General features: G+C 59.5%; 13 protein-coding genes. 5 read left to right on the plus strand and 8 right to left on the minus strand.

Features of this window, described 5'->3' with window-relative positions; translation table 11 throughout:
* Nucleotides 1–9: 9 nt before the first annotated feature.
* The 5 genes from phoU to H8S55_RS01285 all read right to left on the minus strand — a co-directional run bounded on the left by phoU (nt 10) and on the right by H8S55_RS01285 (nt 4,222).
* A complete protein-coding gene (gene phoU / locus H8S55_RS01265; protein WP_186877474.1) occupies nt 10–651 on the minus strand; it encodes a phosphate signaling complex protein PhoU in 642 nt (213 codons plus the stop codon).
* Between the two features lie 2 nt (nt 652–653).
* Nucleotides 654–1,412 carry a phosphate ABC transporter ATP-binding protein PstB gene (gene pstB / locus H8S55_RS01270; RefSeq protein WP_147560613.1) on the minus strand — a complete coding sequence of 253 codons (759 nt, stop codon included), beginning with the start codon at nt 1,410–1,412 and terminating at the stop codon, nt 654–656.
* Nucleotides 1,413–1,451: 39 nt separating this feature from the next.
* Nucleotides 1,452–2,306 (minus strand): phosphate ABC transporter permease PstA, encoded by an 855-nt coding sequence (pstA, locus tag H8S55_RS01275; RefSeq protein WP_243200433.1) that lies wholly within the window; start codon nt 2,304–2,306, stop codon nt 1,452–1,454.
* Nucleotides 2,307–2,380: 74 nt separating this feature from the next.
* Nucleotides 2,381–3,223, minus strand: coding sequence for a phosphate ABC transporter permease subunit PstC (gene pstC / locus H8S55_RS01280; RefSeq protein ID WP_147560859.1), 843 nt, complete (start codon nt 3,221–3,223; stop codon nt 2,381–2,383).
* A 120-nt stretch (nt 3,224–3,343) separates the two neighbouring features.
* Nucleotides 3,344–4,222, minus strand: a complete 879-nt coding sequence (locus H8S55_RS01285) for a phosphate ABC transporter substrate-binding protein (RefSeq protein WP_186877475.1) — start codon at nt 4,220–4,222, stop codon at nt 3,344–3,346.
* Nucleotides 4,223–4,631: 409 nt separating this feature from the next.
* Here H8S55_RS01285 and H8S55_RS13990 point away from each other — a divergent pair, with 409 nt between their 5' ends.
* Nucleotides 4,632–4,718, plus strand: coding sequence for a putative holin-like toxin (locus H8S55_RS13990; RefSeq protein ID WP_227144644.1), 87 nt, complete (start codon nt 4,632–4,634; stop codon nt 4,716–4,718).
* A gap of 277 nt (nt 4,719–4,995) precedes the next feature.
* On the opposite strand, the gene H8S55_RS01290 is transcribed toward H8S55_RS13990, so the two are convergent.
* From H8S55_RS01290 to H8S55_RS01300, 3 genes are all read right to left on the minus strand, one after another.
* The gene (locus H8S55_RS01290; RefSeq protein ID WP_186877476.1) at nt 4,996–7,302 is read right to left on the minus strand and encodes an HAD family hydrolase; all 2,307 of its coding nucleotides are present in this window, start codon (nt 7,300–7,302) and stop codon (nt 4,996–4,998) included.
* Between the two features lie 30 nt (nt 7,303–7,332).
* A complete protein-coding gene (gene rlmB, locus H8S55_RS01295; protein ID WP_147560619.1) occupies nt 7,333–8,118 on the minus strand; it encodes a 23S rRNA (guanosine(2251)-2'-O)-methyltransferase RlmB in 786 nt (261 codons plus the stop codon).
* Between the two features lie 136 nt (nt 8,119–8,254).
* A complete protein-coding gene (locus H8S55_RS01300) occupies nt 8,255–8,404 on the minus strand; it encodes a hypothetical protein (protein ID WP_243200415.1) in 150 nt (49 codons plus the stop codon).
* Between the two features lie 199 nt (nt 8,405–8,603).
* Between H8S55_RS01300 and ftsH the strand changes: the two genes are divergently transcribed.
* The 4 genes from ftsH (at nt 8,604) to H8S55_RS01320 (ending at nt 14,662) form a co-directional block, all read left to right on the plus strand.
* A complete protein-coding gene (gene ftsH / locus H8S55_RS01305; protein WP_186877477.1) occupies nt 8,604–10,769 on the plus strand; it encodes an ATP-dependent zinc metalloprotease FtsH in 2,166 nt (721 codons plus the stop codon).
* Between the two features lie 139 nt (nt 10,770–10,908).
* Nucleotides 10,909–13,755 (plus strand): class I SAM-dependent DNA methyltransferase, encoded by a 2,847-nt coding sequence (locus H8S55_RS01310; RefSeq protein ID WP_186877478.1) that lies wholly within the window; start codon nt 10,909–10,911, stop codon nt 13,753–13,755.
* An 8-nt stretch (nt 13,756–13,763) separates the two neighbouring features.
* Complete coding sequence (locus tag H8S55_RS01315) at nt 13,764–14,000, plus strand: hypothetical protein (RefSeq protein ID WP_186877479.1); 237 nt, start codon at nt 13,764–13,766, stop codon at nt 13,998–14,000.
* 164 nt (nt 14,001–14,164) lie between these two features.
* Nucleotides 14,165–14,662 (plus strand): DUF2971 domain-containing protein, encoded by a 498-nt coding sequence (locus H8S55_RS01320; RefSeq protein ID WP_186877480.1) that lies wholly within the window; start codon nt 14,165–14,167, stop codon nt 14,660–14,662.
* The last annotated feature ends 316 nt before the right edge of the window (nt 14,663–14,978 follow it).

Here is a 14,978-nt window from a genome sequence, read left to right on the forward strand (position 1 = left end):
AAAGCGCCTTCAGTCGTCCTCATACTGGCCGGTGAGGGCATACTCCACCCACTGGGCAATGTTGCAGGCATGGTCCCCGATGCGCTCGAAATACTTGGCGATCATCAGCATATCCAGGCAGGCGGAGGCATCCTCTCCCCGGCCGATCATATTGGCCAGCTGTTTCCGCATATTCAAAAACAGCTGGTCCACCCGGTCGTCCCGGGCAATGACCTGGTGGGCCAGGTCCAGGTCCTCCCGGACAAAGGCATCCACGCTGTCCGTCACCATGCTGATGGCGGTGCGGGCCATGTCTCCCATGGGGGTCTCGTCGGCCAGCTTGCCCGCCTGCACGTCCCGGGCGATCTCCGCGATGTCTGCGGCCTGGTCGCCGATGCGCTCCATGTCCGAGATCATGCGCATGGATGCCGAGATGGTCCGCAGGTCCCGGGCCACCGGCTGCTGGCGCAGCAGCAGCTGCATACAAAGGCTTTCAATGTCCCGCTGCTGCTGGTCGATCTGCTGTTCCAGCTGTCCGGCCCGCTCCCCCAGCCGCCGGTCCCCGGTGAAATAGGACTTGGCCGCATCGGAGATGGCCTCCTCGCACAGGGCCCCCATGGTGATCAGCGCCTCGCTGAGCTGCTGCAGCTGTTCGTGAAAACGGTCTCTCATGGTTATCCGAACCTCCCCGTGATGTAATCCTCGGTGCGCTTGTCCCGGGGCATGGAGAATACCTGGTCCGTCTTGCCGAACTCCACCAGCTCGCCCAGCAGGAAAAACGCCGTGTTGTCAGAGATGCGGGCCGCCTGCTGCATGTTGTGGGTCACCATGACGATAGTATAATCTTTTTTCAGCTCGGCGGCAAGGTCCTCGATTTTAGATGTGGAGATGGGGTCCAGGGCAGAGGTGGACTCGTCCATCAGCAGCACGTCGGGCTTAACAGCCAGAGCCCGGGCGATGCACAGCCGCTGCTGCTGGCCGCCGGACAGGCCCAGGGCGGACTTTTTCAGCCGGTCCTTCACCTCGTCCCAGATGGCCGCCCCCCGCAGGGACTCCTCCACGATCTCGTCCAGCTTTACCTTGCTGCGGATGCCATGGGTCCGGGGGCCATAGGCCACGTTGTCATAGATGGACATGGGGAAGGGATTGGCCTTTTGGAACACCATGCCGATGTGCTTGCGCAGGTCGGTCACGTCCTGGTCCGGGGCATAGACCTCCTGGCCCCGATAGGTCAGCGAGCCGGTGATCTTCACGATGGGGATCAGGTCGTTCATCCGGTTCAGGGTGCGCAGAAAAGTGGACTTTCCGCAGCCGGAGGGGCCGATGAGGGCGGTGATCTCGTTGGCGGGAATGTCGATGTTGATGTTCTTCAGCGCATGATTTTCCCCGTAGTACAGGTTCAGATCACGGGCGGAAAGAATGGTGTTTTCCATACACATAAAACTCCTTATGTCCGCAAATTCTTGCGGCGCTTATTGCTTCTGTCTCAGCTTTTTACCCGCCGCCTTGGCCGCCAGATTGATAGCCAGGGTGAGCACCAGCAGCACCACCGCCACGGCGAAGGCCGGGTCCATCATGGCCCGCTCCTTAGCAAAGACATACAGCTGCACCGTCAGGGTGGCGCCGGAGCTGTGGAGGAACTTGTCCGGGCTGGCGAAGAAGTCGTTCATGGCGTTGCCCATGCCGCCCACATACAGCAGCACGGCGGACTCGCCCACGATGCGGCCCACGGCCAGGATGCAGCCGGTGACGATGCCGTCGATGGAGCTGGGCAGCACCACCGTGCGGATCATGTGCCACTTGCCGCTGCCCAGGCCCAGAGCCCCCTCCCGATAGGACTGGGGCACTGTCTTCAAGGACTCCTGGGTGGTGCGGATGATGGTGGGCAGGTTCATCATGGCCAGGGCCAGGCTGGCCGCCAGCAGGGAGTAGCCCAGGCCCAGCGTCTTGCAGAAGGCCAGATAGCCCACCAGGGCGTACAGGATGGAGGGGATGCCGGACAGGGTCTCGGCGGCAAATTCGATGGCGGAGACCAGCTTGTGGTTGGTGGCGTACTCGGTGAGGTACACTGCCGCCCCCACGCCCAGGGGAAGGGCGATGCACAGGGTGACGCACACCACATACAGGGTGTTGCAGACGGCGGGCAGGATGCCCAGAGTGCCCTTGAGCACCGACTCGGACGAGGTGAGGAACTGCCAGCTCAGCTGGGGGATGCCCCGCCGCAGGATATAGCCCATCAGAAACACCAGCAGGGCACAGGTGATCCCGGCGCTCAGCCACAGCAGGCTCCGCATTCCCCGGTCATATACCCGTCGGTTCAGGCTCATGGCACAGCCAGTCCGCTCCCGCTCTAACACGGCGGTCTTGTCCGCCGTTACACAGTTGACGCTCTCCATACTCCTCACTCCTTCTCCCGCTTTAACACCAGATTCAGAAATACGTTGATCATCATAATGAACAGGAACAGCACCAGTCCGATAGAGAACAGGGCCATCTTCTGCAATGACCCGTCGGCGGCATAGGACATTTCGCTGGCCACGGCGGTGGTCAGGAATTTGACGCTTTTGAACAGACCGGGCATGTTGGCCGCGTTGCCCGCCACCATCATGATGGCCATGGCCTCGCCGATGGCCCGGCCCACGCCCAGCACCACCGCTGCGGCGATGCCGCTTTTGGCTGCCGGGGCGCTCACCCGGAAATAGGTCTCCATCTCTGTGGCCCCCAGGGCCAGACTGGCCTCCTCATACTCCCGGGGCACCGCCCGCAGGGCGGTCTCACTCACCGAGATGATGGAGGGCAGGATCATCACCGCCAGCACCAGAATGGCGGCCAGCAGGGTGTCGCCGGCCTTCAGGTGAAACAGGCCCCGGATGCCGGGCAGCAGTACCGCCATGCCCACCATACCATAGACCACCGAGGGGATGCCCGCCAGCAGGTCCACCGCAGGACGGACCACCGCCGCCAGCCTGGCCGGCGCGGCCTTGGCCAGGAACATGGCCGTCAAAAAGCCCACGGGCACGCCGATGAGGATGGCCCCGGCGGTGCCATAGATGGAGGTGAGGATAAAGGGCAGGATGCCATATTGGGGATCGGTCTTGCTTGCCGAGGCCCAGGTCGTTCCCAACAGGAAGTTGCCCAGCCCCACCTTTTGGATGGCGGGCAGCCCGGAGACCACCAGGTACACGGTGATGACCAGCACAAATGCCACTGCCACCGCCCCGCACAGGAAGAACAGCAGCTGCATGGCGTTTTCCAGGGGGTCCAATTTTCTGGTTCGTATCACGGTGATATCCACCTTTCTATCGTCAGACACAGGGGGAACACGCAAGCCGGGGCCTGCGTGTTCCCCCAGATCGTTTGCTTGTTACTTTGCGGCGGGAGGTACAGCCCCGGCCTGGGCGATCAGGCTGGCGGCATCGGCGCTCATGGCGAAGTCCAGGAAAGCCTGGGCCGCATCGCTCAGCTGGGTGCCGTCCTTGGTGATCATCACGAAGGGGCGCTGGATCTCATAAGTACCGTCCTGCACGGTGGCCTCGGTGCAGTCCACGCCGTTCACCTTCACGGCCTTCACATTGTCGCGCACAGCGGACAGGGAGGCATAGCCGATGGCGCTGGGGTTAGAAGCCACGTTGCCGATGACATCGCCGGTGGAGGAGTACTCGTTCAGGTACTTGCAGGCATCCTCCACGCCCACCAGCTCCTCAAAGGCGCCCCGGGTGCCGGAACCGGCCTCACGGCCATATACGGCGATCTCTTCATCGGTGCCGCCCAGGTCCTTCCAGTTGGTGATCTCGCCCTTGAAGATCTGGGCGATCTGATCCACGGTCAGGTCCTCCACGGTGTTCTCGGGGTTGACCACAATGGCCACGCCGTCCAGGGCTACAATATGGGCCTGAGCGCCCTTGCCCTCCTCCTCGCTCTTCAGGGCGCGGGAGGCAAGGCCCAGATCGGCGGTGCCGTCGATGGCGGAGGTCACGCCGGCGCCGGAGCCGGAACCGGTGTAGTTCACGGTGACGTTGGGCTGCTGCTCCTGAAATGCCTCGATGAGCACCTGCATCACCTTCTCCATGGAGGTGGAGCCGTTGGTGTTCACCACGCCGCTGAGCTGCTCGGTCTGGCCGGCCTGGCTGCCCTGGGCATCGGAGCCGTTGGTATCGTTCGCATTGCCGCTGTTTCCGCCGCAGCCGGTGAGCATGGACAGAGCCATGGCGGCGGCCAGGGCAAGACTGAATAACTTTTTCATAGTAATTCTCCTTACTGTGGGGCGGCTGTCTGCCGCCCGTGTTTTCTTTGGCTTTCACCTTACAGCCCACAGTATACCGGCCCATTGTAAAATGCAAAACCAGCGCAACGTTAAACCTTTGTAAAATGTAAAATGGCAGCAAAAATGCCGCCCCAACATGGGACGGCATGAAAAAGCGTCTGGTTTTATGCTCCAAAACGGAATATTCACTTCCGGTAATACCTTTTGTATTGGACCGGCGCTGTGCGCAGCAGTTTTTCTTGCCAGATTTTTCATAATATGCTATAATATATCTGGCGCGTGGATATGCGCTGGCGCTGCCCGTAGTTCGGTAGGCGGGGCCCCTCCTTTTTGGGAGGAGGCCGCTTCTTCTTGTTCCTCCTCCACTACTTAGGAGGGGGGTGATGTCATGGTCACTTATTCCGACCTGTTTGAGTTCGGCATTCTGATCGTCAGCATCATTTCTCTGGTCGTCCAGATAAACAAAAAGAAGTAATCGCCTTAGCTTGCCCCGCTAACGATTACTTCCTTTTGTAATCCATAGAGGGGCTCCCGTCTACCGGCAGCGCCTCCCTTTGTCTTTAGTATAACATGATTTGGAAGTTTGTCAATCCCCAGCGGCCAGTAAACCGCTGGGGGATCGAGACTGTCAAAAAAGAGTTTATCGGCGCACTGCCGTATTGTCCCAGTGTTATGGAGACCATGGATCAGAGGACGGCTGCTGTGATATCACGAATCACAGCAGCCGTCCTTTCGCTTTGCAATCGCCCGGTTCAATACCGGTGTACCCACCCGGACAAGAACCACACGGGGGCCAGCCAGGTGATAAGGAAGATGAGCAGGTTCAGAGGGGACAGGGAGCCATAGGCCTGGGCGGATACCAGATAGGCGGCCAGCAGCAGGCCCAGGGTGGAGCCCACGCAGCACAGCACCGCCCCCACCACGGTGGCCCACCGCAGGCGGCGGGCGCCGGTGACGGACTCGGCCAGGGGGTAGATCCCCTCCCGGCACAGCAGGGCCACCAGCTGGTCGCTGTGGCTCTGGTCGGGATCGGACAGCTCCCGCCGCCGCTCCACGGGGGGAAAGTCCATTTTATCCGCCGCCAGCTTAAAGCGCTGCTTGAGCATGGCGGGGATCAGGTTGAAATCCCGGGTGGCCAGCACAGGGCCGACTTTTTCCCGCATCAGCTCCTCGATGGAGGGGAAGACTGTGTCGGGCAGGGTGTAGCTCAGGGCGAAGATACCCGCCAGCTCCCCGTCGATGGCGCAGAATACGGCGTTTTTCACATTCAGCCCCACGGGGAGGGAGACCTCCATCAGGTTCATAAAGGCCGCCGAGCCCACCAACACCTGGTCGCCCCGGATGTTGGCGGACAGGCCGCCGCCCTCATAGCACTGCAGGTGGTCGGCGTTGCGCATCAGTCCACCCAGGGCTCTTAAATGGTCGTGGAACAGCTTGGTCAGGCCGCTGCCCGAGTCCCGGATGAGGGTGGCCGTGTAGGCCACCACCCGCTCCATGGGGAAGTCCCCCAGGACCTTATAGCCGTTGAGCTCCACATACCCCGGCGGGAACAGGTCCCCGTCGGTGAGGAGCACCCGGTCGCCCTGCCGGGCACAGGCCGCCCCGGGCCAGCCGGCCAGGGCTCCGCCGCTCTGGATGAGCCGCCGGGCGATTTTGTGGAAGGAGCGGCCATAGACCAATGCCCCGCCAAAGGCGGCGGTGGCGCAGAACAGGGCGGACATGCCCCATAAAAGGTCTAAGCTCCGGCCCCGGCCCACCGTGGCCAATACGGCCAGCAGGATATCCCCCAGCAGCAGCAGGGGGCAATAGCGCCGAAAGACGAGCTGGGCCCCGTCATCCATCTGGATGCGGCTGCCAAAGTCCCGGCAGTCCCCGGACCACTTGGCATAGGTGTCCCGGCCGTTCCACTTTCCCTCGTCCAGGGTGACCCGGTAGGGGTGGGAGGAGGCCGCCGCCGTGCGGCAGGACAGGCGCAGGGCGCATTTTTTGTGGTAGCTGCCGTGGAGCTGACACCACAGGCCAGCCAGAGCCACCGCCGTGTAGGGCAGCCGGGCGGTCTGGTCCCCGGAGAGGGCCAGGACCACGCCGTCCCCCAGGGTGGTGAGGCAGGCCAGGGCGGCCAGGCTGTCCATACCCACCTTTCCGCGGAAGGCCCGGCCCAGTCCGGCGAATAGCACGTCCAGCCCCAGCAGGGTCCCCAATGCCATCAGGCCCGCCGCCCCCCAGCACTGGACGGCGGCGCTGTCCAGTGGGGGCAGCCACACCAGGCCTGCGGCGGGCACGATGAGCTGGGCCAGGGCGGCGAAAAACAGTATGGCCACCACCAGCACCCGCAGGCGCAGGGCTTTCAGCCCCCGGCTATAGGTCTTGGCCAGGTCGTGGGGGTCGGTGTCCGGGGGCGGCGGCTCCGGCGGGCGGGCCTTGCGCAGACGGCCCAGGTCAAATTCCCGGTGCTCCTCCCGATCCGTTCCGGGGATGAGCTTTTCCAGGCGGTGGACCTCGTCCAGGTCGGTATTTTCGTCCTCGGCATACATCTGGTCGGCGTAGTCGTCGGCCTTGCGGCCCAGGCGCTTGAGAAAGGCGGACAGAATGCTCTCCGGCTGGGGGAATTCCACGATGCGGTCATCGCCGCCGTTGGGACCAGGCTCCTCCTCGTCGGCTCCTTCGTCCTCAGGGTCGTCTTGGGCAGATTCGTCCGTCTCGTCCTCCGGCTGCTCCTCGTCCTCCGGGGCATCGTCAGACGCTTCGTCAGCATCCCCCTCCGGCCATTTGCCGGTGTCCTCCTCCCCCGGTGTCTCCGGCTGTTCTTCCGCTTCGTCCGGCTCTTCTTCCGGCTCCGGCTGTTTGGCTGCGCCGGGGAAGGCGACTACCTTGTCCCGGCCGTCCCGGCTATCCCGTTTTGGCCGGACGGGGATGCCCCCGGGCCGGGCGGAGGGGTTTCCTCCGAACTCGGCCAGGATATCGTCCAGGGAAAAGCCGCCGCTGTCCGCGTCGCCGATCAGCGATTTGATCTCCCGCAGGTCGCCGTTATTCAGTTTTTCGTCCTTGCGGTCACTCATGGATGTTCCTCGCTGGCCCCGTGGGGCGGTTTAGTTGCCGGTACGCTGGCGCACCGCCTCATACAGCAGCACGGCGGCGGCGGCAGAGGCGTTCAGGGAGTTGATCTTGCCGAACATGGGGATGGACACGGTGAAGTCGCAGTTCTCCGCCACCAGACGGCTCATGCCGTCCCCCTCGCTGCCGATGACAATGGCGGCAGGGCCCTTTAGATCGGCCTTATACAGGCTGGTGTTCCCCTGGGCGGCGGTGCCGAACACCCACACGCCCTCGTCCTTGAGCTGCTTGAGCAGGGCGGTGATGTTGGGCACCCGGGCCACGGGCACATGGGCCACGGCTCCGGCGGAGGTTTTGGCCACCACGGCGGTGAGTCCGGCGGAGCGGCGCTTGGGGATGATGACCCCGTGGGCCCCCGCCGCGTCGGCGGTACGGATGACCGCGCCCAAATTGTGGGGGTCGCTGAGCTCGTCGCACACCACGATCAGGGGGGCCTCCCCCTTCTCCCGGGCGATGTTCAGGATGTCGTCCACGCTGGCGTACTCCCGTGCGGCGGCCACGGCGATCACGCCCTGGTGGGAGTGGGTGCGGCTCATGCCGTCCAGCTTCCGCCGGTCTGCGTCCACCACCACCACGCCCTTCTCCCGGGCGGTGGAGGCAATGTGGCCCAGGGTGGCATCGGTCTCACCTTTTAAAATATAGATCTTGTCGATGGTCACGCCGGCCCGCAGGGCCTCGACCACGGCGTTGCGGCCCTCGATGATGCCGTCGTTTTCCGTCTCCACCGGAGCGGAGCGGCGCAGAGGCTTTCTGGTATCCATAGGGGGTTCCTCCCAATTCTCATCAGTTTTGCATACATGGGAGAGTATAGCACATTTGCCCGCCGGGGAAAAGAAAAATTTTCAAAAACAAAGGGGAAACCGCACCAGCCGGCGGTCTCCCCTGTTGTTTTATTTTTTACGTCTCTGCTATGATCCGGTCCAGATGGGCCTCCAGCTCCTCCAGCGTGCAGCCGGACCGCCCGGCCAGGCGGTCCTGTTCCACGACCAGCAGCTCCTCTTGCAGTTTCAGCAGCTTTTCCCGGCGTTCAAGGGCATTCTGATCCATGCTTATCCGCTCCCCTCATGCGATTTCGGATAAATCCATCATATTTCTTTTGTACTATCCTGTCAATCTGGTTTTCTTTTACTTTCACAGAAAGTTTACACCGCCGTTTCTTGTTTTTACCGGCGGGGTGTGGTATGATATAGGATAAATTGCGCAGTCTCTGCATGATTTAATTTTCAGTGTCGGGAGGTATACTCCTTTGAAGCCAGACAAAGGGAACAACAAAAGAAATACGTTCGGTCTCATCACGCTGATCCTGTGGGCGCTGGTGCTGACCTTCCTGTTCCGCAGCTGCTCCTCGTCCTATGCCAGCGCCAACGAGGTGCAGGTGGACTACTCCACCTTTAAGGAGTGGGTGCAGCAGGACAAGGTGGACCGGGTGCTGATGCAGTCGGGCAAATACACCATCACCCTGAAAGAGGGCGTGACGGTGGAGGTGCCCGAGCAGACCAGCTCCACCAGCTCCATCTTCTACAGCTGGATGGGTAATCAGGACCGGGAGACCGTCTATGTCACCACCCCCACCCCGGTGGCCGACCTGGAGCTCTATTCCCTGATGGGGACCCACGGCGTGGACTACTATGACAAGCCGGTGGACAGCTCCACCCAGATCATGTATCTGCTGCTGTCCTATCTGCTGCCCGTGGTCATCATGGTGGGCGCCATGATGTTCCTGTTCCGGGGCGTGGGCGGAAAGGGCGGCATGGGCGGCCTCGGCGGCGTGGGCAAGGCCAACGCCAAGGTCTATGTGGAGAAAAAGACGGGGGTCACCTTCCGGGACGTGGCCGGTCAGGACGAGGCCAAGGAGTCCCTGCAGGAGATCATCGACATCCTCCACAACCCCCAGAAATACACCGACATCGGTGCCAAGCTGCCCAAGGGCGTGCTGCTGGTGGGCCCTCCGGGCACGGGCAAAACTTTGCTCGCCAAGGCCGTGGCCGGCGAGGCCGGGGTGCCCTTCTTCTCCATCAGCGGCTCTGACTTTGTGGAGATGTTCGTGGGCGTGGGCGCGTCCCGTGTCCGCGACCTGTTCAAAGAGGCCAGCAAAATGGCCCCCTGCATCATCTTCATCGACGAGATCGACACCATCGGCAAATCCCGTGACAACCGCATGGGCGGCAACGACGAGCGGGAGCAGACCCTGAACCAGCTGCTGGCCGAGCTGGACGGCTTTGACCCCGGCAAGGGTGTCATCGTCCTGGGCGCCACCAACCGGCCCGAGGTGCTGGACAAGGCCCTGCTGCGGCCCGGCCGCTTTGACCGGCGCATCACCATTGACCGGCCCAACCTGGCCGGGCGCATGGCCACCCTTCAGGTCCACACCCGGAAGATCAAGCTGGCCGAGGACGTGAATCTGAAGAAGATCGCCCTGGCCACCGCCGGCTGCGTGGGCGCAGACCTGGCCAACCTGGTGAACGAGGCCGCCCTGCGGGCGGTGCGCAACGGCCGCCGCCTGGTCACCCAGGAGGACCTGCTGGCCTCCTTCGAGTTTGTCATCGCCGGCAGCGAGAAGAAGAACTCCGTCCTCACCGAGTTTGAAAAGAAGCTGGTGGCCTATCACGAGGTGGGCCACGCCATGGTGGCCTACAAGCAGAAAAATGCCGAGCCGGTGCAGAAGATCACCATCGTCCCCCACACCGAGGGCAGCCTGGGCTATACCCTGCTGATGCCCGAGGAGGACAAGACCAACCTGCGCACCCGGGAGGAGCTCATGGCCAAGATCACCGTTTCCATGGGTGGCCGGGCCGCCGAGGAAGTGGTGCTGCACACCATGACCAACGGGGCCTCTCAGGACATTCAGGAGGCCACCAACATCGCCCGAAACATGGTGGCCATGTACGGCATGAGCGACGAGTTCGGCATGATGGCCCTGGGCTCTGTCCGCAGCCAGTATCTGGACGGGGGCTATGGCCTGGACTGCGCCCAGGATACCGCCGCCGTGATGGATAAGCAGGTGAAGCTCATTTTGGAGCAGTGCTATAAAGACGCGGTGGAGCTGCTGAAAGAGAACATGGACGACATGCACAAGGTGGTGGCCTATCTGCTGGAGAAGGAGACCATCACCGGTGGCGAGATGGTGGCCATCATCCAGGGCCGGGACCCCGCCCTGGTAGAGGATGCCTACGCCTCCACCCACAGCCGCCAGCGGCCCCTGCCCGGAGACATCGAGCCCCCCGCCCGGAACATCCACATGGTCAGCGAGAGCATCCCCGCCCCCGCTCCTCAGGAGGAGGACCAGGGCGAGCAGGACAGTCAGAAAGACGAGACCCCGGCGGACCAGCCCCAGACCCAGCCTGAGACTCCCGCCCAGCCCCAGAGCGCCCCGGAGGAGAAACCCGAGGACAACGGCCGGCAGAACGGCTGACCGCCGCATAGAACAGCAGCGCCCCCGGACAACGGTGTGAGAGCCGTTGCCCGGGGGCATTTTTGATTCCCCGCTTTCCAACTCTGCCGCAATATGGTATGATATTGCCAGAAAACACGAATTCAGGAGGGCTTACACCATGACGGACGTGCAGCAGCGGGCGGCGGCAAGACAATTTGCGGCGGACTGGGAGGACCGCGGGGACGAGAAGCAGGAGACCCAGGCGTTCTGGCTGGCGCTGCTGCAAAAGGTCTTTGGGGTGGAGGAGCCGGAGAAGTACATCAGCTTCGAGCGCCGTGTGGAGGTGGATGACCCCCGCACGGGGAAGCGCACCACCAAATTCATCGACGGCTACATCCCCCAGACCCGGGTGCTGGTGGAGCAGAAGGGCAGGGACATCGTGCTGACCCGGGGCTATAAGCAGTCCGACGGCTCCCTCCTGTCCCCCTATCAGCAGGCCCGGCGGTATGGGGCCTATCTGCCCCAGTCGGAGCAGCCCCGGTGGATCGTGGTGTGCAACTTCCAGACCTTTGAGGTCCACGACATGAACTTCCCCAACGGGGAGCCGGAGGTGCTGACCCTGGCCGACCTGGCCGCAGACTGCTCCAAGCTGAATTTCCTGGTGAACACCGGCAGCGATGCCATCAAGCATGAAGAAAAGGTCTCTCTCCAGGCCGGCGAGCTGGTGGGCGTGCTGTACGATGCCCTCTTGCAGCAGTACAAAGACCCCACCGACCCAAAGACGCTGAAAAGCCTGAACGCCCTGTGCGTCCGGCTGGTGTTCTGCCTGTATGCCGAGGATGCGGGCATTTTCAACCACCGCCGGGATATGTTCCACGACTATCTGAGGGACATCCCCGCCCACGGCATCCGAAAGGCCCTGGTGGAGCTGTTCCGCACCCTGGACCAAAAGCCCCAGGACCGGGACAAATACCTCTTTGACGACAACCCCACCCTGGCCGCCTTCCCCTATGTCAACGGCGGCCTGTTCGCCGACGAGGATATCGAGATCCCGCCCTTTACCGAAGAGCTGAAAAGCCTGCTGCTCTCCAAGGCCAGCCAGGACTTTGACTGGTCCGCCATCAGCCCCACCATCTTCGGCGCCGTGTTCGAGAGTACCCTGAACCCGGACACCCGCCGCTCCGGCGGGATGCACTACACCAGCATCGAGAACATCCACAAGGTCATCGACCCCCTGTTTTTAAACGGCCTGAAAGCCGAGCTGGAGGAGATCAAACGCATTCCGGTGGAGCGGACCCGGGAGACACGGCTGGCCGCCTATCAGGACAAGCTGGCAAGCCTGACCTTCTTAGACCCCGCCTGCGGCTCCGGCAACTTCCTCACCGAGAGCTATATCTCCCTGCGGCGGCTGGAAAACCAGGTCATTGAAGAGCGGATCATTCTGGACAAAGGCCGGCACGGATACCAGGTCGCCGGTCAGGTGGCCTGGGGCGAAGGGGCCCTGAACCCGGTCCAGGTCTCCATCCACCAGTTCTACGGCATCGAGATCAACGACTTCGCCGCCACCGTGGCCAAAACCGCCCTGTGGATCGCGGAGAGCCAGATGCTGAAAGAGACCGAGGACATCGTCGCCCATCAGATCGACTTCCTCCCCCTGAAATCCTACGCCAACATCACCGAGGGCAACGCCCTGCGCCTGAACTGGGAGGATGTTGTACCCAAGGAAAAATTGAACTACATCATGGGAAACCCGCCGTTTGTGGGCTACTCTTTGCAGAGCAAAGAACAAAAAGAGGATATTCTGTCCATTTATGTGGATGAAAAAGGAAAGCCCTATAAGACCGCCGGAAAAATCGACTACGTCTCCGGCTGGTATTTCAAAGCGTCCCAATATATGCAGGATACCCCCATCAGGACCGCCTTTGTGTCCACCAACTCCATCACCCAGGGGGAGCAGGTGGCTGGTGTCTGGAAACCCCTCTATGACCGCTTCGGCATCCACATCGACTTCGCCCACCGCACCTTCCGCTGGGACAGCGAAGCCAGCCTGAAAGCCCATGTGCATTGTGTGATCGTGGGATTCAGCGTGGCACCCTTCACCGAAAAAAAGTGGCTTTTTACCAGTGAGCGAGTTCAGGAAGCAGAAAATATCAACGCTTATTTGATGGATGCACCAAATGTATTCATCGGTAGTCGAAATAAACCGCTTTGCAATGTTCCCCTAATGACAACTGGAAATCGTCCGGCCGATGGTGGGCACTTAATCATTGAAGATGCCGACTATGCTGACTTTATTAAAGAAGAACCCTCTGCAAAGCCGTATATCAAACAACTGATTGGTGCTGCTGAATTTATTAACAATAAAAAACGCTGGTGCTTGTGGCTAGTCGGCGTTAGCCCCGCTGAATTACGGAAAATGCCATTGGTCATGAAGCGAGTAGAAGCATGTAAAGCAGACCGCGAAAATGCACCAGATGCAGGCCGCCGCAAACTGGCTGATTGTCCGACACAATTCAGAGAAATCAATAATCCAGACACTTTTATCGTTGTTCCCGCAGTCTCTTCTGAACGCCGAAAGTATGTTCCCATTGGATTTTTGGACAAAGAAACTATTGCCACAAACCTTGTCATTACAATTCCAGATGCAACGCTGTACCACTTCGGCATTCTGACCTCTAATGTCCACATGGCATGGATGCGGGCCGTGTGTGGTCGCTTAGAAATGCGATATCGCTATTCTAAAGATGTGGTTTACAATAACTTCCCCTGGCCCACGCCCACGGACGAGCAGAAGTCCAGGATCGAGCAGACCGCACAGGCGATTTTGGATGCCCGGGAGCTTTACCCGGATTGCAGTCTTGCCGACCTGTATGACGAGGCCACCATGCCCCCGGAACTGCGCAAGGCCCACCAGCAGAACGACAAGGCCGTGATGCAGGCATACGGCTTTTGGGGAAAGCTGAACAGCGAAAGCGCCTGTGTGGCGGAGCTGATGAGGATGTATCAGCTTTTGAGTGAAAGGTGATATGTTTTATGGATATTCCAAAGCTATATAAATATCGTTATTTTATCGAAGATAAAGTTCCAAGAATCGGTTCTTCTGATGGTGAGCAAATTGCTCAATGGCAAAGCGTCTTATATGATGGAATTCTCTTGCCTGCTTCACCGAGTACATTCAACGACCTGTATGATTGCGATTTTCTATTGGATGATAATTTCTTAAATAGTAAGACAGGCCGTGAACTGATAGTAAGACAGGCCGTGAACTGATAGAAAAACAACTGTCAATTCGGTGTCCACTTTCCATTATTGAAAAGCAACTTATCTATAATTCAAACGATTTAGAATCTGTAGTGCGGTCAATTTTACGGAAATATTACGGTGTGCGAACAAAAAATATTTTCCAGATGATGATAAGGGAACTTCATAATCTTTTGAATAACTATAGAAATAATCTACGAGTTATTTGCTTTTCAGACGCGAACAATTCAACTTTAATGTGGTCACACTATGCAAAAGACAATAGCGGATTCGCTATCGAATATGACTTAAATGCTTGGGAATGCAAAGAACATATCAGTCCCGTCAAGTATATAGATAAGCGTGAAAAAATCCCTTGGGATTTTCTTGATGATGTGGGGCAATCTCAGCTTAGTGAAACAATCAAAAATTACACTCTCTATAAATCGAAAAAATGGGATTATGAACGAGAATGGCGATTAGTTATATCCAGATATCTCACCACTCCCGATATTCCTAAATTGGCTTGTTTTTTGGCTGATTACATCACAGGCGTATATCTTGGGGAGCGAATAGAAGAACACTTTGAGCGCGAGATTCTTCACCATTACAAAAACACCCCTGTGCGAATTTACCGTATGCAACATGCAAAAAACGACTTTTCTCTTATTCCCGTGTTAATTCAAGGTTAATATTTATTCCCCCCCTTGAGAAACCTCCCATCCCATGGTAAAATGTATCGTTGCACAGTGCGGTCCTGTTTGACTGTTTGTTGTGTCTATATTTGAAAAACACAGGAATTTTCCGTAAATTTTGAATCGGAACAGACTGAAGGGCCTTGTCATTGCGAGGAGGCCCTATGGGCCGACGTGGCAATCCGTTATTTTCGTCCACAAGACGCAGAGAACGGATTCCCACGTCGCTGCGCTCCTTGGAATGACAGTATCCGACTGATTTCATAATATTTCCGAAGATTCTTTTGTTTTTCGGTAAAAATAAAGGAGAAAT

The organism is Flintibacter faecis (genome assembly GCF_014287875.1).
Taxonomy (GTDB): domain Bacteria; phylum Bacillota; class Clostridia; order Oscillospirales; family Oscillospiraceae; genus Lawsonibacter; species Lawsonibacter faecis_A.